The 24872-nt window shown below is 55.9% G+C and carries 23 protein-coding genes and 3 tRNA genes; 7 read left to right on the top strand and 19 right to left on the bottom strand.

The genetic code is table 11. The features are described 5' to 3' along the window. Window positions 1–23: 23 nt before the first annotated feature. From ACQKEK_RS16925 to sdhC, 5 genes are all read right to left on the bottom strand, one after another. On the bottom strand, window positions 24–2855 hold the full coding sequence (locus ACQKEK_RS16925) for a 2-oxoglutarate dehydrogenase E1 component (protein ID WP_499143841.1): 2832 nt from the start codon (window positions 2853–2855) through the stop codon (window positions 24–26). A 291-nt stretch (window positions 2856–3146) separates the two neighbouring features. After that, complete coding sequence (locus ACQKEK_RS16920; RefSeq protein ID WP_045426311.1) at window positions 3147–3851, bottom strand: succinate dehydrogenase iron-sulfur subunit; 705 nt, start codon at window positions 3849–3851, stop codon at window positions 3147–3149. A gap of 10 nt (window positions 3852–3861) precedes the next feature. Beyond that, window positions 3862–5634, bottom strand: a complete 1773-nt coding sequence (gene sdhA, locus ACQKEK_RS16915) for a succinate dehydrogenase flavoprotein subunit (protein ID WP_127839543.1) — start codon at window positions 5632–5634, stop codon at window positions 3862–3864. Window positions 5635–5637: 3 nt separating this feature from the next. Further along, on the bottom strand, window positions 5638–6006 hold the full coding sequence (gene sdhD / locus ACQKEK_RS16910) for a succinate dehydrogenase, hydrophobic membrane anchor protein (RefSeq protein ID WP_128119268.1): 369 nt from the start codon (window positions 6004–6006) through the stop codon (window positions 5638–5640). Continuing rightward, window positions 6000–6374 (bottom strand): succinate dehydrogenase, cytochrome b556 subunit, encoded by a 375-nt coding sequence (gene sdhC, locus ACQKEK_RS16905; protein ID WP_499143840.1) that lies wholly within the window; start codon window positions 6372–6374, stop codon window positions 6000–6002. Before sdhC ends, sdhD begins: the two co-directional genes overlap by 7 nt. Before the next feature lie 362 nt (window positions 6375–6736). On the opposite strand from sdhC, the gene gltA reads away from it, so the two are divergent. Continuing rightward, entirely contained in the window at window positions 6737–8008 is a 1272-nt protein-coding gene (gene gltA, locus ACQKEK_RS16900) for a citrate synthase (protein WP_045426299.1), read from the top strand. Window positions 8009–8913: 905 nt separating this feature from the next. Here gltA and ACQKEK_RS16895 read toward each other — a convergent pair. The 10 genes from ACQKEK_RS16895 to ACQKEK_RS16850 all read right to left on the bottom strand — a co-directional run bounded on the left by ACQKEK_RS16895 (window position 8914) and on the right by ACQKEK_RS16850 (window position 16730). Continuing rightward, window positions 8914–8990, bottom strand: a tRNA-Pro gene (locus tag ACQKEK_RS16895). Window positions 8991–9072: 82 nt separating this feature from the next. After that, a complete protein-coding gene (locus tag ACQKEK_RS16890; protein ID WP_045426295.1) occupies window positions 9073–9429 on the bottom strand; it encodes a MerR family transcriptional regulator in 357 nt (118 codons plus the stop codon). Further along, window positions 9410–9712 (bottom strand): integration host factor subunit alpha, encoded by a 303-nt coding sequence (gene ihfA, locus ACQKEK_RS16885; RefSeq protein ID WP_045426292.1) that lies wholly within the window; start codon window positions 9710–9712, stop codon window positions 9410–9412. Before ihfA ends, ACQKEK_RS16890 begins: the two co-directional genes overlap by 20 nt. Before the next feature lie 3 nt (window positions 9713–9715). Beyond that, window positions 9716–12094 (bottom strand): phenylalanine--tRNA ligase subunit beta, encoded by a 2379-nt coding sequence (gene pheT, locus ACQKEK_RS16880; protein WP_499143839.1) that lies wholly within the window; start codon window positions 12092–12094, stop codon window positions 9716–9718. Between the two features lie 37 nt (window positions 12095–12131). Then, entirely contained in the window at window positions 12132–13148 is a 1017-nt protein-coding gene (pheS, locus tag ACQKEK_RS16875; protein WP_499143838.1) for a phenylalanine--tRNA ligase subunit alpha, read from the bottom strand. Window positions 13149–13315: 167 nt separating this feature from the next. After that, window positions 13316–13672 carry a 50S ribosomal protein L20 gene (rplT, locus tag ACQKEK_RS16870; protein WP_019339387.1) on the bottom strand — a complete coding sequence of 119 codons (357 nt, stop codon included), beginning with the start codon at window positions 13670–13672 and terminating at the stop codon, window positions 13316–13318. Window positions 13673–13699: 27 nt separating this feature from the next. After that, window positions 13700–13894: a 50S ribosomal protein L35 gene (rpmI, locus tag ACQKEK_RS16865; RefSeq protein WP_046162144.1), complete on the bottom strand. Its 195-nt coding sequence runs from the start codon at window positions 13892–13894 to the stop codon at window positions 13700–13702. 62 nt (window positions 13895–13956) lie between these two features. After that, window positions 13957–14508 (bottom strand): translation initiation factor IF-3, encoded by a 552-nt coding sequence (gene infC / locus ACQKEK_RS16860; protein WP_181689948.1) that lies wholly within the window; start codon window positions 14506–14508, stop codon window positions 13957–13959. Continuing rightward, the gene (thrS, locus tag ACQKEK_RS16855; protein ID WP_499143850.1) at window positions 14508–16430 is read right to left on the bottom strand and encodes a threonine--tRNA ligase; all 1923 of its coding nucleotides are present in this window, start codon (window positions 16428–16430) and stop codon (window positions 14508–14510) included. Before thrS ends, infC begins: the two co-directional genes overlap by 1 nt. 223 nt (window positions 16431–16653) lie before the next feature. Continuing rightward, window positions 16654–16730, bottom strand: a tRNA-Val gene (locus ACQKEK_RS16850). A 169-nt stretch (window positions 16731–16899) separates the two neighbouring features. On the opposite strand from ACQKEK_RS16850, the gene ACQKEK_RS16845 reads away from it, so the two are divergent. After that, window positions 16900–18183, top strand: coding sequence for an NAD(P)/FAD-dependent oxidoreductase (locus tag ACQKEK_RS16845; RefSeq protein ID WP_499143837.1), 1284 nt, complete (start codon window positions 16900–16902; stop codon window positions 18181–18183). Window positions 18184–18187: 4 nt separating this feature from the next. Here the strand turns inward: ACQKEK_RS16845 and ACQKEK_RS16840 are convergent, their stop codons facing one another. Together ACQKEK_RS16840 and ACQKEK_RS16835 are read right to left on the bottom strand one after the other, a co-directional pair. Next, a complete protein-coding gene (locus ACQKEK_RS16840; RefSeq protein WP_499143836.1) occupies window positions 18188–19135 on the bottom strand; it encodes a PA2778 family cysteine peptidase in 948 nt (315 codons plus the stop codon). Further along, window positions 19135–19536 carry a PA2779 family protein gene (locus tag ACQKEK_RS16835; RefSeq protein WP_045426272.1) on the bottom strand — a complete coding sequence of 134 codons (402 nt, stop codon included), beginning with the start codon at window positions 19534–19536 and terminating at the stop codon, window positions 19135–19137. The genes ACQKEK_RS16840 and ACQKEK_RS16835 overlap by 1 nt, the downstream gene beginning before the upstream one ends. 174 nt (window positions 19537–19710) lie before the next feature. Here ACQKEK_RS16835 and ACQKEK_RS16830 point away from each other — a divergent pair, with 174 nt between their 5' ends. Beyond that, a complete protein-coding gene (locus ACQKEK_RS16830; protein ID WP_499143835.1) occupies window positions 19711–20013 on the top strand; it encodes an I78 family peptidase inhibitor in 303 nt (100 codons plus the stop codon). A 110-nt stretch (window positions 20014–20123) separates the two neighbouring features. Here ACQKEK_RS16830 and ACQKEK_RS16825 read toward each other — a convergent pair whose 3' ends face one another. After that, a complete protein-coding gene (locus ACQKEK_RS16825; RefSeq protein WP_499143834.1) occupies window positions 20124–21155 on the bottom strand; it encodes an acyltransferase family protein in 1032 nt (343 codons plus the stop codon). Window positions 21156–21548: 393 nt separating this feature from the next. On the opposite strand from ACQKEK_RS16825, the gene mobA reads away from it, so the two are divergent. The 3 genes from mobA to ACQKEK_RS16810 all read left to right on the top strand — a co-directional run bounded on the left by mobA (window position 21549) and on the right by ACQKEK_RS16810 (window position 22597). Then, window positions 21549–22151 carry a molybdenum cofactor guanylyltransferase MobA gene (gene mobA, locus ACQKEK_RS16820; RefSeq protein ID WP_499143833.1) on the top strand — a complete coding sequence of 201 codons (603 nt, stop codon included), beginning with the start codon at window positions 21549–21551 and terminating at the stop codon, window positions 22149–22151. Window positions 22152–22196: 45 nt separating this feature from the next. Beyond that, window positions 22197–22418 (top strand): YgdI/YgdR family lipoprotein, encoded by a 222-nt coding sequence (locus ACQKEK_RS16815; RefSeq protein ID WP_499143832.1) that lies wholly within the window; start codon window positions 22197–22199, stop codon window positions 22416–22418. A 102-nt stretch (window positions 22419–22520) separates the two neighbouring features. Next, a tRNA-Pro gene (locus ACQKEK_RS16810) sits at window positions 22521–22597 on the top strand. Between the two features lie 159 nt (window positions 22598–22756). Here ACQKEK_RS16810 and ACQKEK_RS16805 read toward each other — a convergent pair. Continuing rightward, window positions 22757–22999: a glutaredoxin family protein gene (locus ACQKEK_RS16805; protein ID WP_128119262.1), complete on the bottom strand. Its 243-nt coding sequence runs from the start codon at window positions 22997–22999 to the stop codon at window positions 22757–22759. Between the two features lie 401 nt (window positions 23000–23400). Between ACQKEK_RS16805 and ACQKEK_RS16800 the strand changes: the two genes are divergently transcribed. Continuing rightward, the gene (locus ACQKEK_RS16800) at window positions 23401–24699 is read left to right on the top strand and encodes an OprD family porin (RefSeq protein WP_499143831.1); all 1299 of its coding nucleotides are present in this window, start codon (window positions 23401–23403) and stop codon (window positions 24697–24699) included. The last annotated feature ends 173 nt before the right edge of the window (window positions 24700–24872 follow it).

Below are 24872 nucleotides of genomic sequence, written 5' to 3'. Positions count from 1 at the left end.
TTCGCGGCCTCTTGCAAGAATGATTAAATGGTGAAGGCGTCCTGCAGCAGTTTTTCCTGCTGTTCGGCGTGCATGGAGGCATAACCGACTGCAGGTGCTGCAGAGGCTTCACGACCCGCGTATTGCAGGAACAGCTCCTTCTTATGCGCGACGGCAACGCGACGCATATGATGTTGGCTGCAATACCAGGCACCCTGGTTCATCGGCTCTTCCTGGCACCAGACGATGCTCTTGACGTTCTGGTAAGGCGCCAGCACCTCAGCCAGATCATCTTCCGGGAACGGATACAGCTGCTCCAGGCGAACAATGGCGATGTCTTCACGGCCTTCGTTGCGACGCTTATCCAGCAGATCGTAATAGACCTTGCCGCTGCACATGACAACGCGTTCGACCTTGCTCGGATCGATCTGATCGATTTCCGGAATCACGGTCAGGAACGAACCTTGGGTCAAGTCTTCCAGGGTCGACGTTGCCAACTTGTGCCGCAACAATGACTTCGGCGTCAGCGCTACCAGAGGCTTGCGCAGCGGGCGGATCGCCTGGCGGCGCAACATGTGATAGACCTGAGCGGGCGTTGTCGGCACGCATACCTGAATGTTGTGCTCGGCGCACAGCTGAAGGTAACGCTCCAGCCGCGCGGACGAATGCTCCGGCCCCTGACCTTCGTAACCGTGCGGCAGCAGCATGGTCAATCCGCACAGACGGCCCCACTTGTGCTCGCCACTGGTGATGAATTGGTCGATGACGACCTGAGCACCATTGGCAAAGTCACCGAACTGCGCCTCCCACACTACCAGTGCGTTAGGCATGGTAGTGGCATAGCCGTACTCAAACGCCAGTACCGCCTCTTCCGACAGGAAGGAGTCGTACAGGTCGAAGCGAGGCTGCCCTTCGTAGAGATGCTGTAGCGGGATGTAAGTGCTGCCATCCTTCTGGTTGTGCAACGCCGCGTGGCGGTGCGAGAAGGTCCCGCGGCCGACGTCCTGGCCACTGATGCGAACTGGATGACCTTCGAACAGCAGGGTCGCGTAAGCCAGTGTCTCGGCATAGCCCCAGTTGATGGCAAGCGCGCCGGCACCCATCTTCTGGCGGTCTTCGAGAATTTTCGACACTTGACGTTGAACGACGAAGCCTTCCGGCACTGCCAGCATCTTGCTGGACAATTCCTGCAGCGCTTTTAGCTCGAAACGCGTGTCGTATCGAGCAGTCCAGGTATGGCCCAAGTACGGCCGCCAATCGACGAACAGCTCCTTGTTCGGCTCCTTGACCAGGCTCTTGACCACGTGAAGGCCGTTATCGAGCGCGGCTCGGTATTCGTCGACCTTGGCCTGAACCTGTTCATTGTCGAGCACGCTCGATTTCGTCAGCGCATCGGCATACAGCTCACGAGTGGTGCGTTGTTTGGCGATTTTCTGATACATGAGCGGCTGAGTGCCGCTGGGCTCGTCCGCTTCGTTGTGACCGCGACGCCGATAGCAGATCAGGTCGATGACGATGTCGCGCTTGAATTGCATCCGGTAGTCGACAGCAAGCTGGGTGACAAACAGAACTGCTTCAGGATCATCCGCGTTCACGTGGAAGATCGGCGCCTGAATCATCTTTGCGACGTCGGTCGCGTACTCGGTGGAGCGCGCGTCCTCCTGCTTGTTGGTGGTGAAGCCAACCTGGTTATTAATCACGATCCGGATGGTGCCGCCCGTGCGGTATGCACGAGTTTGGGACATCTGGAAGGTTTCCATAACTACGCCCTGCCCCGCAACGGCGGCGTCACCGTGGATGGTGACTGGCAGTACCTTGTCACCCACCGCATCGCAACGACGATCCTGACGAGCGCGAACTGAGCCCTCAACCACTGGCGACACAATTTCCAGGTGCGAAGGGTTAAACGCCATCGCCAGGTGTATTTCGCCACCCGGAGTCATGACGTTCGAAGAGAAGCCCTGGTGATACTTGACATCACCGGAGCTGAGCCCTTCAACCTTCTTGCCTTCGAACTCGTCGAATAGGTCGCGTGGGTTTTTACCGAAGGTATTGACCAGTACGTTGAGACGGCCGCGGTGGGCCATGCCAATGACGATTTCCTTAGTGCCGTAGGAGCCTGACCGCTGGATAATTTCGTCCAGCAACGGAATAAGGCTCTCACCACCTTCCAAACCAAAACGCTTGGTACCCGGATATTTGGTGCCCAAGTACTTTTCGAGCCCTTCAGCAGCAGTAAGGCGCTCAAGCAGGTGGCTCTTGATTTCAGGCGAGAAGGACGGACGTCCACGAACGCTTTCGAGCCGCTGGATAAACCAAGTGCGCTGGTCTGAATCGACGATGTGGGTAAATTCAGCCCCGATAGTGCGGCAATAAGTCTCTTGCAGCGCCTGGTGAATCTCGCGCAATGTGGCCTGATCTTTGCCCATGGCAAGGTCGCCGGTGCGGAACACCGTATCCAGATCTGCGTCGGTCAGGCCATAGTTATTGATCGCCAGATCAGCTGGAGCCGGGCGCTGTTGCAAGCCGAGCGGGTCTAGCTGGGCAGTCTGATGTCCACGCATCCGATAAGCTTGGATCAGACGCAGCACTTCGACCTGTTTCTTCTCATGCTCGCTACTGACGCTAGCGGCTGAAGCAGGCTGAGCACGACGTTGGTTCTTGGCCAACAATACGAAGTGATCGCGGATTGTCGAATGCGATACATCGGCCGCAGCGCCACCGCTGACCGGCAACTTCTGGAAATAGGTGCGCCACTCTTCGGGCACAGCGTTGGGATCGTGCAGGTAGAGCTCGTAGAGCTCTTCCACATAGGCAGCGTTACCACCGGATAGGTGGGCACTGTCCCACATGCGCTGCATTACGCTTTCTTGCATGTCTGGTCACCTTCGATAAGGAGACACCACCAGCGTGGAGACCGCAGCATGACTTCCCAAGTTCTGAAGCAGCGACCCAGGTAAAGCCACTACGGACCGCGCAGATAGTTTCCGAGAACCACCCCGGATGCCCCTGCTGGTCATCAAATTTTCAGAGCGAAACCCCGGCTTTGTGAGCTGGGATTCCTACTAAGACTACGGCGCCGAGTTTGAACTCTGGCGCCGTAGGTGTCGCGGTGAAGCATTAAGGATCTGCAACTACCATCGATAGCCGCAGACACCTCGGGGGCATCAGGTAGCGCTCTGCAGCAGCATGTTCCGCACATGGCCAATGGCCTTGGTCGGATTCAGCCCTTTCGGACAGACACTCACGCAGTTCATGATACCCCGGCAGCGAAACACGCTGAACGGATCATCTAACGCAGACAGACGGTTCTCCGTCTCGGTGTCGCGGCTGTCGGCCAGGAAGCGATAAGCCTGCAGCAGCGCAGCGGGCCCTAGGAACTTATCTGGATTCCACCAGAAGGACGGGCAGCTCGTCGAACAACAAGCGCAAAGGATGCACTCGTACAGACCGTCGAGCTTCTCTCGATCTTCCGGACTCTGCAGACGTTCGATAGCCGGAGCCGGTGTATCGTTCATCAAATAAGGGCGAACCTTCTCGTACTGCTTATAGAAGATGCCCATATCCACCGCCAAGTCACGAATAACTGGCAAACCAGGTAGCGGACGAACCACAAGCTTGTTGCCTTTGACTACAGACGAGAGCGGTGTGATGCAGGCCAGCCCGTTCTTGCCGTTCAGGTTCATGCCGTCAGAGCCGCAAACCCCCTCACGGCATGAACGACGATAAGAGAAGCCTTCGTCCTGTTCCTTGATGAGGGCGAGCACGTCCAGCACCATCAGGTCCTTACCATCGGTATTGACCTGAAAATCCTGCATGTAGGGCTTGGCGTCTTTATCCGGGTTATAACGATAAACGCTCACTTGCAACATATCGGCGACCTCAGTAAGTCCGAACCTTAGGTTCGAAAGTCGGAACAGTCTTCGGAGAGAAGTTCACGGCACGCTTGGCTACGCGCTTCTCACCCGGGAAGTACAGGGTGTGGCACAGCCAGTTCTCGTCATCACGCTCCTCGAAATCCTCGCGGGCATGTGCGCCGCGCGATTCTTTGCGATTCTCTGCAGCGATGGCAGTTGCTTCAGCCACTTCCAGCAAATTCTGCAGCTCCAGCGCTTCGATACGGGCGGTATTGAATGCCTGGCTCTTGTCAGAAATCTTCACATTGGCGATGCGCTGGCGGAGATCAGCAAGCTGGGCAATGCCCTTCTGCATGTACTCGCCGGTACGGAATACACCGAAGTAATTCTGCATGCAGCTTTGCAGTTCTTTACGCAGCGAAGCGACGTCTTCGCCCTCGGTCCGCTCGTTCAAGCTGGCGAGACGACTCAGCGCAACGTCCAGATCGGTCTCAGTCGCACCGCGGTGCTCGATACCGTCCTTCAGAGCTTTTTCCAGATGAAGACCGGCGGCGCGACCGAATACAACGAGGTCAAGCAGAGAGTTGCCACCCAGACGGTTGGCGCCATGAACCGATACGCACGCCACTTCGCCTACCGCGAACAGCCCTTCAATGATCTTGTCATTTCCATTGGCATCCTGGGTCATTGCCTGGCCGTGGATGTTAGTGGCGACACCACCCATCATGTAGTGACAGGTCGGAACTACAGGCACCGGAGCAGTGACAGGATCGACATGCGCAAAGGTTTTCGACAGCTCGCAGATGCCCGGTAGACGACTGTGCAGCACTTCCTCACCCAGGTGATCGAGCTTCAGCATCACGTGGTCGCCATCTGGACCACAGCCGTTACCAGCCAGGATTTCTTTAACCATGGAGCGAGCAACTACGTCACGACCCGCCAGATCTTTCGCGTTCGGCGCGTAACGCTCCATAAAGCGCTCGCCGTGCTTATTGATCAGGTATCCACCTTCACCACGGCAACCTTCGGTTACCAGCACACCGGCACCAGCGATGCCGGTCGGATGGAATTGCCACATCTCAATATCCTGAACCGGCACACCTGCGCGCAACGCCATGCCAATACCGTCACCGGTGTTAATCAGCGCGTTAGTGGTCGATGCGTAGATACGCCCTGCACCTCCGGTGGCCAAGACCACAGCCTTGGACCGGATGTAGACCGTTTCGCCGTTTTCGATGCAGATCGCGATGATGCCCACGATGGCGCCATCCTGATTCTTCACCAGATCCACGCCATACCATTCATTGAGGAAGGACGTGCCCGCCTTCAGGTTGGCCTGATAGAGAGTGTGCAGCAGCGCATGACCAGTACGGTCAGCGGCCGCGCAGGTGCGAGCAGCCTGACCACCTTTGCCATAGTCCTTGGACTGACCACCGAATGGACGCTGGTAGATGCGCCCCTGCTCGGTTCGGGAGAACGGCAAGCCCATGTGTTCCAGCTCGAAAACAGCCTCCGGGCCAACGGAACACATATATTCGATAGCATCCTGGTCGCCGATGTAATCGGAGCCCTTAACGGTATCGTACATGTGCCAACGCCAATCATCGTTCGGGTCGGCCGAAGCGATCGCACAGGTGATGCCACCTTGTGCGGATACGGTATGCGAGCGGGTCGGAAAAACCTTGGTAACCACCGCAGTTTTGTGGCCACCCTGGGCCAACTGCAGCGCGGCGCGCATGCCCGCGCCACCGCCACCAATAATGATGGCGTCATAAGAAAGAGTACGAATGCTAGCCATGGATCAGATACCCCAAAGAATCTGCACGCCCCAGACGAAGAAGGTGAACATAGCTATGCCACACACCGCCTGGAAGAGAAAACGCACGCCGGTAGCCCACTTACCGATTGCCATGTTGGTCAGGTAGTCAGTGGAAATCGTCCACATACCAACCCATGCATGAACACTGAGGGCAACGAGTGCAAGGAGACTGAAGATGCGCATCCACTGAGCGGAGAACAACGCATGCCACTGAGCGTAATCCAACCCCGGATTCGCAATGAGGTATCCGATCAGAAAGAGAAAATAAGCCGCCAGGACCACCGCTGAAACGCGCTGGGCCATCCAGTCATACAGACCCGAACGGGAAAAGTTGGTGACATTGGTTACCATATCCAAACTCCCGCCAGAACGATCAGCACCGCCGATACGGCCAAAACGATTTTCGAGCCCAGCTTCCCGCCTTCCAGCGTTTCGCCATGGCCGGTATCCATGACCAGATGGCGCACACCGGCCACCAGGTGATACAGCAACGCAGAGAGCAAAGCCCAGACCACCAGCTTCGTCAGCGGACTACCGAGATACGCCTTCACCTCTTCAAAGCCTTCGACAGACGACAAAGAGACATCAAGCGCAAGCAGCAGGACGGCCACACCAACAAACAAGATCACGCCAGAAATGCGATGAAGGATTGAGGTGTAAGCAGTGATTGGGAGTTTTATTGTCCTAAGATCTAGGTTTACAGGTCGTTGGCTTTTCACGGCTTTTTTTCACACTTGAGAGCCCCGAAACCGCAGGGCAAAGTTGTTGGGAAGAGCACGCAGCGGTACCCGCCACCCACGAGTGACAACCCACAGGAAACTGCCTGTAAGGCCCCTGCCGGTCGGTCGCCGATTATAAACAGTTAGGTCGCTAATGACAATGTGGTGAAGTGCCACTAAAGGCGGATGGCGCCTCGGTTTGTAATTCGCGTAAATAGCTTTTTCTGTGTTGCGAATTCACCCCTAACCCCCTCTACAACTGGCCACTCGCCCAAATTGACTTTGTGATTTATCTCACTATAGTGATGCGGGCCCTGCGTGGGGGGCCATGATGATTCCAAGCATAAAACAGGAGGCCATACATGGCTGACAAAAAAGCGCAGTTGATCATCGAAGGCGCAGACGCCATCGAACTGCCCGTTCTATCCGGCACCGTAGGGCCCGACGTAATCGACGTACGAGGCTTGACCTCCACGGGTCGCTTTACCTTCGACCCCGGCTTCATGTCCACCGCCTCTTGCGAATCCAAGATCACCTATATCGACGGTGACAAAGGAGTTTTGCTTCATCGCGGCTACCCGATCGAGCAGCTGGCCGAAAAAGCCGATTACCTCGAAACCTGCTACCTCTTGCTGAACGGCGAACTGCCTACTGCTGAGGAAAAAGCAAAGTTCATCAGCACCGTCAAGAACCACACAATGGTTCATGAACAGCTCAAGTCTTTCCTCAACGGTTTCCGTCGTGATGCGCACCCGATGGCCATCATGTGCGGTGTTGTAGGCGCGCTCTCGGCCTTCTATCACGACTCTCTGGATATTAACGACCCGCACCACCGCGAGATTTCGGCGGTTCGCCTGGTCGCGAAGATGCCAACACTGGCCGCCATGGTTTACAAGTACTCCATGGGCCAGCCGATGATGTACCCGCGTAACGATCTAAACTACGCTGAAAACTTCCTTCACATGATGTTTAACACACCTTGCGAAGTGAAGCCGATCAGCCCGGTTCTTGCAAAAGCCATGGACCGCATCTTCATTCTGCATGCGGACCACGAGCAAAACGCCTCAACGTCCACCGTACGCTTGGCCGGCTCGACCGGCGCCAACCCGTTCGCCTGCATTGCTGCTGGCATTGCAGCGCTGTGGGGCCCGGCACATGGCGGCGCCAACGAAGCCGTACTCACCATGCTGGACGAGATTGGCGACGTTTCGAACATCGAAAAATTCCTTGCCAAGGCCAAGGACAAAAACGACCCGTTCAAACTGATGGGCTTCGGTCACCGCGTCTACAAAAACTTCGACCCACGCGCCAAGGTCATGAAGCAGACCTGCGACGAAGTACTCAGCGAACTCGGCATCAACGACCCGCAGCTCGAACTTGCAATGAAGCTTGAAGAGATCGCACTAAACGATCCCTACTTCGCCGAACGCAACCTCTACCCGAACGTTGACTTCTACTCCGGCATCATTCTCAAGGCGATCGGCATTCCAACCAGTATGTTCACCGTGATCTTCGCGCTTGCACGCACTGTCGGCTGGATCTCGCACTGGAAAGAAATGATTGCGATGGGTCAGAAGATCGGTCGTCCACGCCAGCTGTACACCGGCCACCCGCAACGGGACCTGAATCGCTAAGGCAACGCGAACCGCCTTACCCTGAATAGACACAGCTTTTTAGTGTTAGCTACCTCAACGCCCAGTGCAGCGCACTGGGCGTTTTTTATTTCTGGACCGAATCGGTCCGCGCCCACCATTGTGATTGCCGATCACTCCACACCTAGCTTACGAGCCGATCGAGACCGTGGTGCTGCCGAGGCAGCACCTCATTTTCGCTGACTCACTCCCTCAGAACGCCCTGATGGTAGCCGCAACCCTCATCATCCATGCCGTGCAGGATGCGCTGATTAGCTCGGCTGCACTCGCGTCCCGAGCGAGAATTAATATAGAACACGCCTGAGCCAAGACAGGCGCCCGATAGCGGGCACGAGTGAGTGACACAAAAATCGACGAGCAGCTTTCCCCTCTGCGCCGCTTCCTGACGCTTCGCTACGTCCAACTTGCCGCCTCAGACCTTAGCACCCCAGAACCGACTGCATTTTATGTCCTACAGCCAGCCAAGGCCGCACGCTGCCAAAGTTGCACCAGTACAGAATCCAAGCCAGCGAAGCTTGGCGCGCTCCCAGGCACAGCCAGGCAAGCACCGCGACTCGCTGGCACTAAAGGACTGAGGAGCGCCTAACTCAGCATTGCGGCAACGAGAAGGGATATCACGAGGCCGCTAGCCGCAAACGACACACCACCACTGAAGAGTCGTGCGCCTCGAGCTACCGCAATTTTGCCGTCAGAGAGCCATACCGAAGCGACAAAACCATTACCACGCATCGCCACCCAGCAGGAGCTGCTAGATTTGCAGCCCGAGCGCTCGCAAACCCGGCAGACCCCAGCGGCAAGCAGAAAGCAGGAAAACTCTGAGGCATTACAAAACCTCAGACATAAAAAAATCCAGTCACCGTTAAGTGACTGGATTTTCTGGGGACTTTTGGTCGGGACGGAGTGATTCGAACACTCGACCCCTTGCACCCCATGCAAGTGCGCTACCAGGCTGCGCTACGCCCCGACTGCATCTTCAGGTTCGCTGAAAACGGAACGAACTATACATTAAGCGACTGAATATGTGAAAGTTTTTTCGTCAGCAGGGCTTAGGTTTTAAGCACCTGAAGCACGTCTTCAAGCTCAGTTATCATCTGCCTGATGAGCTGCTTGTATTGAGTAGTATCCTCACGAGCCTCATCGCCTGACATCCGCTGGCGAGCACCGCCAATAGTAAAGCCCTGCTCGTAAAGCAACGAACGGATCTGCCGGATCATCAGCACGTCCTGACGCTGATAGTAGCGCCGGTTTCCACGACGCTTCACAGGATTCAGCTGTGGAAATTCCTGCTCCCAATAGCGCAGCACATGCGGCTTAACTGCACATAGCTCACTCACTTCACCTATAGTGAAATAGCGCTTGCCAGGTATCGTTGGCAGTTCGTCGTTATGACTTGGTTCCAGCATATGCTTCGACTCTGGCTTTTAATTTTTGGCCGGGCCGGAATGTCACGACACGACGCGCCGTGATGGGAATTTCTTCGCCGGTTTTCGGGTTACGCCCAGGACGCTGCCGCTTGTCGCGCAGGTCGAAGTTGCCGAACCCGGACAACTTCACCTGCTCATTATGCTCAAGCGCCTGGCGAATCTCCTCGAAAAAGAGCTCGACCAACTCTTTAGCTTCGCGCTTATTCAAGCCTAGCTCTTCAAATAGACGTTCCGCCATTTCAGCTTTCGTCAGAGCCCCCATACGCTATTTCCTTAACGTGGCGTTGAACCTTTCTTCCAAGGAGGAGAGGATTTGCTGCATCGCACCACTCACCTCGTCGTCGTTTAGAGTGCGCGAAGGGTGTTGCCAGGTCAAGCCGACTGCCACACTTTTGCTAAGAGGATCAATACCTTTACCCTGATAGACATCAAATAGCTTGAGGTCCGTCAGGTTCTCGCCCGCGGCCTTACGAATGCATAGCAACACATCGTCAGCCGGAACCTCACGCGCCACCAAAATCGCCAGATCGCGACGCACTTCAGGAAAACGGGACAGCTCACTGAAACGCGGCAGCCGGCCTTCGCTGATTTCGGCGACCAACAGCTCGAACAGATAGACGGGCTGATCTATACCCAGCGTGGCGGCCAACTCAGGATGAAGACTTCCGATATAGCCGACCAGACGCCCTTCCCGCTCGATTCGAGCAGCCTGTCCAGGATGTAGAGCAGGATGCTCGGCGGCGGCGAAGCCATAGGCGGTAGCGTTACCGGCATATCCGAGCAAGGCTTCAACATCGGCTTTCATGTCATAGAAATCAGCTGCGGCTCTATCGTTGCCCCAACCCTCCGGCAAACGGCTGCCGGTGATGACACCGGCCAGCATCGGCTCCTGCTTCAACTCGCCAAGCTGGCCGACAAAACGTAGGCCGCTCTCAAACAGACGCACCCGCGTCTGTTGCCGGTTCAGGTTGTACTGCAGTGCCTTGATTAATCCTGGCCATAGCGTCGCGCGCATCGCCGCCATGTCCGACGAGATCGGGTTCGCCAATTGTAGCGGCTCGGTGCCAGGGCTGAACAGCTCGAACATTTTTGGGTCGATGAAGCTGTAGGTGATCGCTTCCTGGTAGCCACGGGCAACCAGCAAGCGGCGCAGGGCGGGGAGTTCGGCTCGGGATTCAGGGTTGGCTTCGGGCGCCAGACGAGCCTGGGGATAACGCACCGGTAAGCGGTCATAGCCATACAGACGCCCCAGCTCCTCGATTAGATCTACCTCTAGACTGATATCGAATCGGTGACTGGGAACGCTGACTTCCCATGACTCTTCGCCCAGTTCGGCAACCCCCAGCCCCAGAGCTGACAGCAGCGAGACGACCTGATCGCTCGCCATGTTCAACCCCAGCATCTGCTCGATTCGATCCTTGCGTAGCAGAATCGGTGCAACGCGGGGAAGATCGGCGTCGCTGACGGCTTCGACTACGGGCCCGGCGCTGCCGCCAACAATATCCAACAACAATGCAGTCGACCGCTCCATGGCCCGGCGGGCCAGCTGGGAGTCAACCCCTCGCTCGTAACGATGCGAGGCGTCGGTATGCAGACCATAGGAGCGCGCCTTGCCGGCAAGGGCAATGGTGTCGAAGAAAGCACTTTCCAGAAACAGGTCCTGTGTCGCTGCACTCACCCCGCTGTGCTCACCACCCATGACCCCGGCGATTGCGAGGGCGCGCTGATGGTCAGCGATGATCAAGGTATCGCTGCGCAGGGTCACTTCCTGCCCATCGAGCAGGACGAGCTTTTCCTGATCCTCAGCCATTCGAACCCTGATGCCTCCCCGGATCTCGGCCAAGTCAAACGCGTGCAGTGGCTGCCCAAGTTCGAGCATTACATAGTTGGTGACATCTACCACCGCATCGATGCTGCGGATATCGGAACGACGCAACCGCTCGACCATCCACAGCGGAGTGGGTCGCGACAGGTCTACATTACGAATCACGCGTCCGAGATAACGCGGACAGGCTGCGGGTGCTAACACCTCGACCGGGCGCACCTCGTCATGGCTCGCAGCCACCGGAACGATATCGACAGGAGCGACCGTCGCGCCGTAGATGGCGCCTACCTCACGCGCTAGCCCTGCGACAGAGAGGCAGTCGCCACGGTTCGGCGTCAGGCCTATTTCGATGCTCGCGTCGTTCAGGCCGAGATACACTCGCAAATCGCTACCAACCGGGGCATCGCCAGCCAGCTCCATAAGCCCACTGTCGTCTGTACCAACCTGCAACTCGGTTTCCGAGCAGAGCATGCCGTTGGACTCGACGCCGCGAAGCTTCGCTTTCTTAATCTTGAAGTCGCCCGGCAGCTGCGCGCCGATCTGCGCAAAAGGAATCTTCAGGCCTGGACGCACGTTGGGCGCACCACAGACTACCTGAAAGGTTTCGCTGCCATTGCTGACCTGGCAGACGCGCAGCTTGTCCGCATCCGGATGTTGCTCGGCGCTCTGCACCTCGCCCACGATAACGCCACTGAACTCACCGGCCACCGGGGTGACCGCATCCACTTCGAGGCCGACCATCGACAGCCTCGCCACCAGTTCCTCACGAGAAACTTGCGGATTGACCCAAGTACGCAACCACTGCTCGCTGAATTTCATCCTGCTCTCCTAAAATTTCTTTGACTGGACTCTGGACCTAGCGAAATTGAGCCAGGAACCTCAGGTCGTTATCGAAGAACAGGCGTAAGTCGTTGACGCCATAGCGCAGCATGGCAAGCCGCTCGGCCCCCATACCGAAAGCGAAGCCCTGGTATATTTCCGGATCGATACCGGACATGCGCAGCACGTTCGGATGCACCATGCCGCAGCCCATCACCTCGAGCCAGCCGGTCTGCTTGCAGACGCGACATCCCTTTCCGCCGCACATGACGCACTGCATGTCCACTTCGGCCGACGGCTCGGTAAACGGGAAGAACGAGGGCCGGAAACGGACGCCGAGAGGCTTTTCGAAGAACACCCGCAAGAACTGCTCGATTGTGCCTTTCAGATCCGCAAAGCTAATACCCTCATCGACAAGCAAGCCCTCAACCTGATGGAACATAGGCGAATGGGTGATATCCGAGTCGCATCGATAGACACGCCCCGGACAAACGATGCGGATGGGCGGCTGCTGCGACTCCATCGTGCGCACCTGAACGGGCGAGGTATGGGTACGCAACAGCATGTTGGCATTGAAATAGAAGGTGTCGTGCATCGCCCGGGCAGGATGATGGCCGGGGATATTGAGCGCTTCGAAGTTGTGGTAGTCGTCTTCGACCTCTGGCCCCTCGGCAACGCTATAGCCGATATGACTGAAGAATTGTTCGATCCGCTCTAGTGTACGCGTCACCGGATGCAGTCCGCCGGAGGCCTCTCCCCGTCCTGGCAATGTCACATCGATCCGCTCGGCAGCGAGCTTGGCGCTCAGCGCAGCTTGCTCCAGATCCGCCTTCTTGGCATTCAGCTCATCCTGAACACGGCTCTTCGCTGCGTTGATGAGCGCACCGGCCTTGGGGCGTTCATCTGCGGATAGTTTGCCCAGGGTCTGCATGACCTGGGTCAGCTCGCCTTTCTTGCCGAGATACTGAACCCGGATCTGCTCCAGGGCGTTGATGTTTTGACTATGTTGCACCGCCTCAAGCGCTTGCGAGACCAGTGCATCCAGGTTTTCCATGTACAACCTCCAGAGGTTCTTGCAGAACCGCACCAGACGATCAGCACTTAGGCTTTACGCGAGGTGCATTTTTGCAAATGCCCCTTCAGATACGAAATAGGGGAAGAGCACAAGGCTCTTCCCCTATCGGTGACGCTACGAATCCGAAGACTCGATTGTCGATGGGCTTAGGCCAGAGAAGCTTTGGCTTTTTCGACAATTGCAGCAAAAGCTGCTTTTTCATTCACTGCCAACTCGGCCAGGACCTTACGGTCGATCTCAATAGCCGCTTTTTTCAGACCAGCAATGAAACGGCTGTAGGACAGACCATTTACACGAGCGCCAGCGTTGATACGAGCGATCCACAGAGCGCGGAACTGACGCTTCCGCTGACGGCGGTCACGGTAGGCATATTGGCCAGCCTTTATAACCGCCTGCTTGGCAACACGGAACACTCGCGAACGAGCACCATAGTAGCCTTTAGCGAGTTTCAGAATTTTCTTGTGACGGCGACGAGCGACGACGCCACGCTTAACACGAGCCATGAGTTATTCCTCTGAGTCTTGACCGAATTAACGAACGCGCAGCATGCGCTCTACTTTTGCTTTGTCAGACGGGTGCATCAGAGATGTACCACGCAGCTGACGCTTACGCTTGGTAGACATTTTGGTCAGGATGTGGCTCTTGAAAGCGTGCTTGTGCTTGTAGCCATTCGCCGTCTTTTTGAAGCGCTTTGCAGCGCCGCTTTTAGTCTTCATCTTTGGCATGTTCGGTACTCCACAGTGTGGGTGATTTCAAATAACCGCAAGGCCTGCCAGTGCCCTGGTGGTTACTTCTTTTTCTTGGGAGCGATGACCATGATCAGCTGGCGTCCTTCCATCTTTGGATGCTGTTCGACCGAACCGTACTCCACGAGATCAGCCTCGACCCGCTTCAACAGTTCCATCCCCAGCTCCTGATGCGCCATCTCACGACCGCGGAATCTCAACGATACCTTGGCCCTGTCCCCTTCACTCAGGAAACGCACCAGGTTGCGTAGCTTGACCTGGTAGTCCCCTTCTTCCGTCCCTGGACGAAACTTTATTTCTTTGACCTGAATCTGCTTCTGGTTCTTCTTCGCTGCAGCAACCTGCTTCTTCTTTTCGAAGAGGTGCTTGCCGTAATCCATGATCCGGCATACAGGAGGAACCGCATCGGCGGAAATTTCCACCAGATCCAGCTTGGCTTCTTCAGCTATACGAAGCGCTTCATCAATCGAGACGATGCCAACCTGCTCGCCATCAGCACCAATCAAACGGACCTCACGAGCCGAGATATTCTCGTTGATCGGGGCCTTGGGTGCAGCTCGTTTATCCTGTCTCATTTCACGCTTAATAGTCATTACTCCAATTCTTGGCGACCACGCCGGGAAACCGCTTGTGTCAGCAACTGCGCGAAGTCATTCAGGGGCATGGAGCCCAGATCGACGCCTTCACGGGTGCGCACAGCAACGGCTCGTGTCTCTACTTCCCTGTCCCCGATAACCAGGAGATAGGGAACCTTGAGCAAGGTATGCTCGCGGATTTTAAAGCCGATCTTTTCGTTTCTCAAGTCGGACTTGGCACGGAAGCCGCTTTGGGTAAGTGTTTTCTCCACTTCCAGCGCGAAATCAGCCTGCTTATCGGTGATATTCATAACCACAGCTTGCGTCGGAGCCAGCCAGGCCGGGAACGCGCCCTCATAGTGCTCGATCAGAATACCTATAAAGCGCTCGAACGAACCAAGGATCGCGCGGTGCAGCATGACCGGCGTCTTTCGACTGTTATCCTCCGCCACGTAACTCGCATCGAGACGCTGGGGCATGTTCGGATCGTACTGCAGGGTGCCGCACTGCCAGGAACGACCCAGGCAGTCGAGCAACGTGAATTCGATCTTCGGCCCGTAGAACGCACCCTCCCCCGGCAAATACTCCCAAGGCAATCCAGCCGCGTCCAGCGCACCTGCCAGCGCTGCTTCGGCGCGATCCCAGAACGCGTCGTCTCCGACGCGCTTCTCAGGCCGCGTTGACAACTTCAACTTGATGTCACTGAAACCGAAATCAGCATAGACCTGCATGGTCAACTTGATGAAATCAGCTGCCTCAGCACTGACCTGTTCCTCAGTGCAGAAGATGTGCGCATCATCCTGCGTAAAACCGCGGACGCGCATGATCCCGTGCAGCGCACCAGAAGGCTCATTGCGGTGGCAAGAGCCAAACTCTGCAAGACGCAGCGGCAGCTCACGGTAACTTTTGAGCCCCTGATTGAACACTTGAACGTGACAGGGACAATTCATCGGCTTGATCGCGTAATCGCGGCTTTCCGACTCAGTGGTAAACATGTTTTCAGCGTAGTTGCCCCAGTGCCCGGATTTCTCCCACAGGCTGCGATCCACAACTTGCGGTGTTTTGATCTCTTGGTAACCGTTCACACGCTGCACGCCGCGCATGTACTGCTCAAGCACTTGGTAGATGGTCCAGCCGTTCGGGTGCCAAAACACCATGCCAGGTGCCTCTTCCTGGGTATGGAAGAGATCAAGGCGCTTGCCAATCTTGCGATGATCGCGCTTTTCGGCTTCTTCAATTCGCTGAATGTAAGCTGCGAGTTGCTTCTTGTCCGCCCAGGCAGTGCCGTAGACGCGCTGAAGCTGTTCGTTCTTCGCATCGCCACGCCAGTAGGCACCGGACAGCTTGGTTAGCTTGAATGACTTGAGGAAGCGGGTATTTGGCACATGCGGACCACGGCACATGTCGACGTATTCTTCGTGGTAATAGAGACCCATGGCCTGCTCGTCAGGCATGTCATCAACCAGACGTAGCTTGTAGTCCTCACCACGCGACCTGAATACTTCGATAACCTCAGTACGAGGCGTAACCTTTTTGATCACATCGTATTCGGTATCAATCAACTGCTTCATGCGCTGCTCAATCGCAGCCATATCATCCGGGGTAAACGGTCGCTCGAAGGCAATATCGTAATAGAAACCTTCGGCGATGACTGGACCAATAACCATCTTCGCAGTTGGATAGAGCTGCTTGACAGCGTGACCAACCAGGTGAGCGCAGGAGTGGCGGATGATCTCCAGTCCCTCTTCATCCTTCGGCGTGATGATCTGCAGGCTCGCATCGCTCTCGATCAGGTCACAGGCATCAACCAGACGACCATTGACCTTGCCGGCAAGAGTCGCCTTGGCTAAACCGGCACCTATGGATTGTGCCACTTCAGCAACGGAGACCGGATGATCGAACGAACGCTGACTGCCGTCAGGAAGAGTAATGGTGGGCATGGCGCCTCCTCTCCTAGTGGTGACCCCTACCAAAGGCCACATGGGTTGGGATGAGCCAGGAAAGCGACCCGCCGAATAACCTGCCGCACATTGGCAGGAGCCCTAAGGCGATCGAGACGGACCGAAGTCACTGGAAATACAGGAGCGCGGATGCTTTCAGAAAGCCGCCGCGCTGACAAGCAAGGCATAAAAAAAGGGTCGCTAGCGCGACCCTTTTCGGAATTGGTAGGCACAATTGGATTCGAACCAACGACCCCCACCATGTCAAGGTGGTGCTCTAACCAACTGAGCTATGTGCCTCCGATGGACGCGCATTCTAGAGACTCACCTGAAAGAGTCAAGCGCTTTTTCGCTAAGCCACTGATATTTGTAATTTTTGACGTAACGAAAAGGAACCTTGCGCTGCTATAGCGCGCACAGCGCTCTCGAGATAGCATCTGCGTCAAGTATTTACAACGGGGCAACCATAATGTCGCACACCTCATACCCGGCTTCCTATTACGCAGCCTCAGCGAACCGGGCTCCAGTTCGCAGCCCCCTGAAAACCGACATTGAGACGGATGTCTGCATAATCGGCGCTGGCTATACCGGGCTGTCGACAGCGCTGTTCCTTCTCGAGCAGGGGTTTCGCGTCGTCGTACTGGAGGCCGCCAAGGTCGGCTTTGGCGCCTCCGGACGCAATGGCGGGCAGATCGTCAACAGTTACAGCCGTGATATCGACACCGTCGAGCGCACGGCCAGTACTGACGCTGCACGACTAATCGGGGCCATGGCATTCGAGGGTGGACGCATCATCCGCGAGCGGGTGGCACGTTATGGCATCGACTGTGATCTGAAAAGCGGAGGCGTATTTGCCGCATTCAATGCCAAGCAGATGCACCACCTCGAGTCGCAAAAAGCGCTCTGGGAGCGTTACGGCTACGATCAACTTGAGATGCTCGACCACGATGGCATCAGAAAGGTTGTTGCGTGCGAGCGATACGCAGGCGGACTGCTGGATCATGGCGGCGGCCACATCCATCCGCTCAACCTTGCACTAGGCGAAGCAGCAGCCGTCGAATCACTGGGCGGCGTGATCTACGAACAAACCCCAGCAGTCCGTATTGATCGAGGAAGCACTCCGCGTGTTCATACTCAGCACGGCCAAGTGACCGCGAAGTTCGTCGTCGTGGCGGGAAATGCCTATCTCGGAGGACTGATTCCGGAATTGGCAGCTAAATCCATGCCCTGCGGAACCCAAGTGATTGCTACAGAGCCCCTCGACCCTGAGTTAGCAGCTGCCCTGCTCCCACAAGACTACTGCGTAGAAGACAGCAACTATCTGCTCGACTACTTTCGGCTATCCGCTGACAAGCGGTTGATCTATGGCGGTGGGGTGGTCTACGGCGCGCGCGATCCAGCCGATATCGACTCGATCATCCGACCGAAAATGCTCAAGACCTTCCCACAACTCCAAAACATCAAGACGGAGTTTGCCTGGACCGGCAACTTTCTGATGACATTATCGCGCTTACCGCAAGTCGGTCGACTCGGCGATAACATCTATTATTCTCAAGGCTGCAGCGGTCACGGTGTCACCTATACCCATGTCGCCGGGAAGGTTATCGCCGAAGCACTAGGAGGCCAGGCAGAGCGGTTCGACGCCTTTGCCAGCTTGCCGCATTACCCCTTTCCTGGTGGTCAGAAGTTCAGCGCGCCAATAAGTGCGCTTGGTGCGCTCTATTACAGCCTGCGCGACAGGATCGGCTTCTGACGCATCACTGATAGGGGCAAGCTGGAGCGGCCTCACACGCGCCCGGCTCGTCCGGCCCCCGGGGTAACTCTGCTCTCAATCGGCGGTCCTTCGGCGCCAGCTGCACCGCGCATGCATGGGCTGCAGATGCCTGAATATGGCATCCCCGCTCCGCCATCACCTGCGAAAGGTTGAACCAGGCAGGTGCGAAAGAGTTGTCACGTTGAACACTGGTCCGCAGGGCTTGCTCCGCAGCATTTCTGTCGCCTAGCGCGTACCGAGCGTTGGCCAGAACGAACCATGACAAGCCACTAGACCAATGTTGCGCAGCCGTTTCATACGCCTTCAAAGCCGCACCATTACGCCCGATTTGCTCAAGATCATTCGCAGCCTTCAGCCAGACAGTTTCCTGCGCAGTACGAGGCAACTGATCGGGCGAAACCGTCACCACAGCCCAACGCTTGCCCTTGGCCCAGCTTCGCTCGAACTGGCGAAAAGTTCCGGTCCAGCGTCGAGTAGTTCCGGAACGCAGTACGAGGGTCTGCGTCGCCAGGTCATACCCCACCACTACCGCAAAATGCCATTGAGGCCAGCGATCAAAGGCAAGGTTCTGCAGCACCAGAACAGGATTCCCGGCTGCCACTTCGGTCAGCACCGCTTCCAGCCGGGGCTCTAACGGATAAACCAACAAATCGTGAGCCCTGGCAGCCGCAACCATTTCAACCTGCAGACTGCCCTTGCGCTTCGGAAGATAAACCCGTTTGACGAGCTGCTCCGGCCGGGTAGCGATGCCACGCTGGGTAAGCATAGTCGCGAGTGCAGCAGGCCCGCATTGATAGTCTTCTTGCGGAAAGAATGGAACTTCGTCCAACTCAACCTGCTCGGGGAGACCCGCGACTCCAACCGGGACGATCGGCGCTCGCGCACACGCCCCGAGAAGGAGTACGGCAAACAGCAGTATCAGTCGCTGCATTAACGGTTGATACAGTTGACGAAGTTAAAGATATTCGTAGCGCACAGGAGGTCGGTCACGATGAAGATGACGAGAAACAGCACGATAATCCCAACCACCCCTGCACCGGCCGGCGCTTGATCCAGTTGCTGATTGAATTGCGCAAGTTCTGCAGGTGTCAGGCTGTTGATTCGCTGCTCGACCTGATCCTGCTCAACGCCCATTGAGACTAGCTTTTTCTGGACGTCTTCATTCTCAAGCATTGTCAGCAATTGCTGGCGATCTACCTGCTGCTGTTGTTCGGCAATTATCTCCGCACTGCCGATCATTGCCGCCTGGGCCAGTGGAATCTGTGCGAACAGCATGAAGTGCATCGCTGCTAGAAGGGTAGCAACACGCTTCATCACGGACGAGTTAAACATGGCGGAATTCCTTGATTTTGTTTGCGGCCAGTGCGGTGCGCAATGAGCCTTCAACGGTAAGACGGGCCGGCTGTTCCGCCAGTTCCCTTGTCCGCTGTGGTTTGCGCCAGCGACTCGACTGGATTTGCGGACTCGTGACTGTTATCAACAACGTCAAAACCGAAGGAGACCGATATGAACATCGTCCGCATAGCTGCTCTGATGGCATGCAGTGCCATCCTAACTGGCTGTCAGCCGCCATTCGGCACCGTGCAACCGGCAGGAAGCAACGCCGGTAAATGCGATGCCTCTTCTATCCAGACGCTTATTGGGGAGCAGGCCAGCCCGGCGCTTCTCGATCAGGCACGACGAAAAAGCAAGGCCGCCATTGCTCGAATCGTTCGACCGGGAGACGTTGTCACAATGGAATACAACGCTCAGCGACTAACCCTGACGACAGACGAATCGCTTGAAATTCTACGAGTCAGCTGTGGTTGAGGAAAACCGCTACGGGCCGCAAAAAGTCCCGAAAGCCGTTCGGATACTGACAGTAAAACGACACGGCGCGGGGGCAAGGCCAACCGTTACACCTGCAAAAATCTACCCGATCAATGTGCCATTGCCCTGCGTGTCAGCAGGCGGGTCGCGGAAAACGACTTCGGCGGAGCCAACATGAAATACAGGTCGTACCGCTTGATGATCATCTGAGCCAGCAAGGGCGCGACAAGCCCGATCAAGGTTCCGACAATCAAATGGACAGCTATGGAGTCGATGCCCATAAAGCTGCCAAGGATCACTCGGATACCGCTCCCCGCCAGAATATGCATCAGGTAGATCGTCATGGATGAGGCGCCAATGAATAGCAGCCAGCCCATGCGAAACCGGCCGAGCCACATCGAAAGGGCGATCACGAACAGGATCGAAACAGTCGCTAGCGCAAGCACCGGCAAGCCGCCCACCTCCCAATTCAAGCCGAACGTTACGTGAAACAGGTACTGCCCAATCACAAATGACACCCCGAGCAACAAGGTGAGAGGGACATACCGGGTAAGAAAATACGCCTTAATCTCGTTGAACCAGATACCGAGCGCAAAGAACACCGCATTGCCTAAGATAAACTTGCCGATACTGCCGACAGCCAGATCTCGACTGAGCACATAAAGCACACCGAAGACCAGCAAAAGCGGCAGAAAGTAGCGACGGTCAGTCTTTGCGTAAACCAAGGAGCAGACAACGAAGACCAGGAACAGCGCATAGAGAAACCAGAACTGAGCCCGTGGCGACCAGAGCAAGGAGAACACCTCCCCTAACGTCACATCACCGTTCGTATAGTTTGACAGCACGACCTCTACCACTCCCTGCAACAAGGACCACACGATGAAGGGGTAAACAATGGTATCGACCTTGTTCACGACCAGTCCGGTTTTCCCTCGCTTAACAAGTGAGTCGTAAAAGAACAAACCCGACAGGAAAAAGAACAACGGCATGTGGAAGCTATAGATGACACTGTCGACGAGAAGATATTCGTCTTGATCCATCGGCAAACCGGCGTTGAAGACCCCACGCGCGACATGTCCGTAGACCACCAGAATGATCCCAATGGCTTTGGCGTAATCGACCCAGGCATTTCTCTCCTGCATCATATTTCTCCTTGGTTATGGGCAATACCAGACAAATCGCAGCCAGAGTTGGCAAAGATGGGAAAGGTAGACAGTAAAAAATCCGATCAGTTTGTCGCCAGCAGCGAGGGGCGACGATGTCCGACGTAATGCCTCGAGCGTTGGCGGCACGGTAGACATCGGGCCGAAGCCGATTTAGCCCTTAATAAAGGCTACTGACTGATAGCTCTCAAGACACCCATTCACGAAACTGCAGTGACGAGGGCGCCTGAAGCTAAACCCTGGCTACCCCGCCATCCCTTTTCGCTCGATATCCAACAGAACGACGACCAATTAAGCCATCGTCTTGCCACACCTTGAGGTTGTTGGAAAGCGCGACCGGGTGTTATAGACAGGATTTTGAAGGAGTATTCAATGATCCAACACAGGCTCGCGAATTGTTCGATTCTGCTATTGGCGGGCGGGCGAGGACAGCGCATGGGCGGGCGAGACAAGGGGCTCGTAGACTGGAACGGCAAGCCCCTTTTGGCATGGCCGCATCGCATCGCTCGCCCCCTGACGGATGATCTCCTAATTTCCTGCAATCGCAACCAAACGCGTTACGCTGCTTTTGCCGACCGCCTGGTTAATGACGATGAGCCGGATTTTCCAGGGCCGCTTGCAGGCATACGAGCCGGGCTCGCAGCGGCTTACCACCCTTGGATGATGGTGCTGCCCTGCGACGCACCCCTGATAGACGAAGCATTACTAAGACAACTGTACGAAACGGCACAACAAGACCCCGACACGCCTTTGATGACTCGAAGCGGCGCACAGTGGGAACCATTGTTTTGCATTATCCCGGTCAAACTCGCCCCCGCTATCGAGGCCGCCTGGCAGATGGGCGAACGAAGCAATTTGAAGGTGCTACTGACGCTGCAAGTGCGCGCCCTTGATCTCCATACAGACGACCCGCGCCTGGCCAATCTAAACTCACCGGAGCTGCTTTCGCAGCAGGCGCCTCCAGAGGGAACTTAGGCGCGTCAAACGCCGTCACAGACGCAACTACAGAGGAGTTTCAACATGCGCACAATTACCGGGCCCGCTTTGGCCGCCCTGGTCGGAATGACCCTCCTTACCGGTTGCTCGAGCCCCAGTGTCATCACGCTCAACGACGGTCGCGAAATTCAAACGCTGGACCAGCCTGAATATGACGACGAAGCAGGCTTCTATAAATTTGAAGGCATTGACGGGAAACCGGGCAGAGTAAATAAGGATCAGGTTCGCACTGTCCAAGAGCTCTAGCTCACCACCCTTTCGGACGACGCACCATCCTTGGCACAGGTGAAAAAGCCTTCGCTAGACGCTTGTGAAGCAAAACTTTTTATGTAAAATGCGCGCCATCTTCGGAGCGTAGCGCAGCTTGGTAGCGCGTCTCGTTCGGGACGAGAAGGTCGCTGGTTCGAATCCAGTCGCTCCGACCAAAATCCCGCTCAGGCTTAATCAGTCTTAGAAAAAACCGGCCCCATGGCCGGTTTTTTGCTTTGAAAACCATAAGGCATTGCCTAGGTTTACCTCCCTCGCCCCTTTTGATATCGATTCGTCATTACTGCCTCGAACGCATCCACCACGCGTCATCGAAGCTAGCTCCGCAAGAACCAAACGACTTGCTCTACCTCGAACGGCCAATCCAGTTCGGCGCCCGTGTCGACACGCCGGAGCACGGGTATACGAAGGCCATAATCGTCAAACCAATCCGGACGCTCCGCTATATCCAGCAGTTCAACTAGCAACCCATTCTCTACGAGCGGCAGCACTACCGCCTCGGCTTGCTCACACAGATGGCAACCCAGCGTTCCGAATAGTTGACACTCTGGTAGATGCATAGTCAGGAGCTCATTAAGGGGCAGCGCAATTCTAGCAGGCCCGTCACGATGCAGCTGACTGCCCACAGCATCTCGTTCTCTGGACCTAGTCCGAATAAAAAAGTGTGACCTTGAACCCACTCAAACAACGGTTTGATTTTGCGAATCGACGCGACGCTGGCAAACGGCTAGGATGCTGCAGCCCAAGCGACCCCAGAGCCGCAGGGCTGGAGGCTTAGGCGCGTATCGGTAGTATTCCGAACCAACGTTTAGCTGGTCAGAAATCGCTACCGGAAGAGTTACCAACGCCCCCACTTAAGCCTTAAAGACTAAGGTCTAAAGGCTCAAATACTGAGGTAGTGTTTTATTACACGGCGCCAAAGAGCGACTTCAGAGCATCATCCAACGAGGAGAAATAAGAAATGCTCAAGACCCCAATCGCCCGGGGCGTGGCCCTTGCCACTCTGGGAGCAACACTGGCTATTCCAACCATGGCTCAGGCTGCCTTCGTTGAAGATACTAAGGCTGGTTTGGAACTGCGTAACTTCTATTTCAACCGCGACTTCCGTCAGGACGGCGGAGTAAAAGGCCAATCGAAGCAAGAAGAATGGGCGCAAGGCTTTATTCTACGTGTTGAATCTGGCTACACCGAAGGCACCGTAGGCTTTGGTGTTGACGCACTCGGCCTGCTGGGCGTAAAGCTGTATTCCAGCGAAGACACTGCCGGCTCAGGCTTGATGCCTAGCTCCTTTGGAAACGAAGCTCCGGATGATTTTTCCGAATTTGGCCTGACTGCCAAAGCGAAGCTCTCCGAAACCGTACTTAAGGTCGGTACTCTTCAGCTGAAAAACCAGGCCATCGGCACCAGCGACAGCCGGCTGCTCCCCCAGGTCATGCAAGGCGCACAATTGGTTTCCAAGGAGATCAAAGATCTAACGCTCGAAGCCGGATATGCGAATCGTATCAACCACCGCGATTCGATGAACCATGAACTGATGGCCGTTAATGGCGCAACTGCATTCGGCAAAACCACTAACACTCGCGGCATCGTCATGGACGCCAACGCAACCAACGAATCTGACGAGTTTGTTTTCCTAGGCGGTAACTATAAGCTGATGGATAACCTGACAGCAGGTTATTACTACAGCAACCTGGAAGACCTATACAAGCAGCACTCTTACAACCTCGTGCATGTTCTACCACTGGGCGACAAGCAATCCTTGAAAACGGACTTGCGCTATGCACGCTCCACTGACGATGGTAGCAGCAACGTTGACAACAAAGCCCTCGGAGCGATGGTCACTTATTCGCTGAGCGGTCATAGTTTTGGTCTGGGTTACCAGAAGATGAGCGGCGACACTGGCTTCGCCTATCTGGCTGGCGCAACAGATCCGTTCCTTGTGAACTATGTTCAGATCAATGATTTTGCCAACGAAGACGAAAAATCCTGGCAGGCACGCTACGATTTTAACTTCGCTTCCATCGGCGTTCCCGGGCTGACCTTCATGACCCGTTACGTCACTGGCGATAACTTCGAGCGTAGTGCTGGTGTTGAAGGCAAAGAGTGGGAACGTGACATGGACATTGCTTACACGCTCCAGGAAGGTGCTCTGAAAAACCTGAATCTGAAATGGCGTAATGCGACTGCCCGTAGCAATGGTACCGGCAACGATATCAACGAAAACCGCTTGATCGCCAGCTACACTATCCCGTTGATGTAATAGCGGCTGCAGCGTGAAAACGCAGTAGAGAGGGAAACCCGCTTCGGCGGGTTTTCTTTTTCCTGGCCTTTTATCATGCTGCGGAGCCATCGTGAACTTCGGATATAGCGCGGCTTCATGCGCTTTCAACCGAAACGGGAACCTTGCACCGCCTGCACGCTCGAAACCCTAAG

Source organism: Pseudomonas sp. NPDC077408 (genome assembly GCF_050269105.1).
In the GTDB taxonomy this organism is placed as follows: domain Bacteria; phylum Pseudomonadota; class Gammaproteobacteria; order Pseudomonadales; family Pseudomonadaceae; genus Stutzerimonas.
This window is presented reverse-complemented; position numbering and strand designations above follow the sequence as displayed.

Bases quoted from the DNA above. Each gene is read 5' to 3' on its own strand.
- ACQKEK_RS16925 (WP_499143841.1), bottom strand. From the start codon at position 2,855: ATGCAAGAAAGCGTAATGCAGCGCATGTGGGACAGTGCCCACCTATCC.
- ACQKEK_RS16920 (WP_045426311.1), bottom strand. From the start codon at position 3,851: ATGTTGCAAGTGAGCGTTTATCGTTATAACCCGGATAAAGACGCCAAG.
- sdhA (WP_127839543.1), bottom strand. From the start codon at position 5,634: ATGGCTAGCATTCGTACTCTTTCTTATGACGCCATCATTATTGGTGGC.
- sdhD (WP_128119268.1), bottom strand. From the start codon at position 6,006: ATGGTAACCAATGTCACCAACTTTTCCCGTTCGGGTCTGTATGACTGG.
- gltA (WP_045426299.1), top strand. From the start codon at position 6,737: ATGGCTGACAAAAAAGCGCAGTTGATCATCGAAGGCGCAGACGCCATC.
- ACQKEK_RS16890 (WP_045426295.1), bottom strand. From the start codon at position 9,429: ATGCTGGAACCAAGTCATAACGACGAACTGCCAACGATACCTGGCAAG.
- ihfA (WP_045426292.1), bottom strand. From the start codon at position 9,712: ATGGGGGCTCTGACGAAAGCTGAAATGGCGGAACGTCTATTTGAAGAG.
- pheT (WP_499143839.1), bottom strand. From the start codon at position 12,094: ATGAAATTCAGCGAGCAGTGGTTGCGTACTTGGGTCAATCCGCAAGTT.
- pheS (WP_499143838.1), bottom strand. From the start codon at position 13,148: ATGGAAAACCTGGATGCACTGGTCTCGCAAGCGCTTGAGGCGGTGCAA.
- rplT (WP_019339387.1), bottom strand. From the start codon at position 13,672: ATGGCTCGTGTTAAGCGTGGCGTCGTCGCTCGTCGCCGTCACAAGAAA.
- rpmI (WP_046162144.1), bottom strand. From the start codon at position 13,894: ATGCCAAAGATGAAGACTAAAAGCGGCGCTGCAAAGCGCTTCAAAAAG.
- infC (WP_181689948.1), bottom strand. From the start codon at position 14,508: ATGACTATTAAGCGTGAAATGAGACAGGATAAACGAGCTGCACCCAAG.
- thrS (WP_499143850.1), bottom strand. From the start codon at position 16,430: ATGCCCACCATTACTCTTCCTGACGGCAGTCAGCGTTCGTTCGATCAT.
- ACQKEK_RS16845 (WP_499143837.1), top strand. From the start codon at position 16,900: ATGTCGCACACCTCATACCCGGCTTCCTATTACGCAGCCTCAGCGAAC.
- ACQKEK_RS16840 (WP_499143836.1), bottom strand. From the start codon at position 19,135: ATGCAGCGACTGATACTGCTGTTTGCCGTACTCCTTCTCGGGGCGTGT.
- ACQKEK_RS16835 (WP_045426272.1), bottom strand. From the start codon at position 19,536: ATGTTTAACTCGTCCGTGATGAAGCGTGTTGCTACCCTTCTAGCAGCG.
- ACQKEK_RS16830 (WP_499143835.1), top strand. From the start codon at position 19,711: ATGAACATCGTCCGCATAGCTGCTCTGATGGCATGCAGTGCCATCCTA.
- ACQKEK_RS16825 (WP_499143834.1), bottom strand. From the start codon at position 21,155: ATGCAGGAGAGAAATGCCTGGGTCGATTACGCCAAAGCCATTGGGATC.
- mobA (WP_499143833.1), top strand. From the start codon at position 21,549: ATGATCCAACACAGGCTCGCGAATTGTTCGATTCTGCTATTGGCGGGC.
- ACQKEK_RS16815 (WP_499143832.1), top strand. From the start codon at position 22,197: ATGCGCACAATTACCGGGCCCGCTTTGGCCGCCCTGGTCGGAATGACC.
- ACQKEK_RS16805 (WP_128119262.1), bottom strand. From the start codon at position 22,999: ATGCATCTACCAGAGTGTCAACTATTCGGAACGCTGGGTTGCCATCTG.
- ACQKEK_RS16800 (WP_499143831.1), top strand. From the start codon at position 23,401: ATGCTCAAGACCCCAATCGCCCGGGGCGTGGCCCTTGCCACTCTGGGA.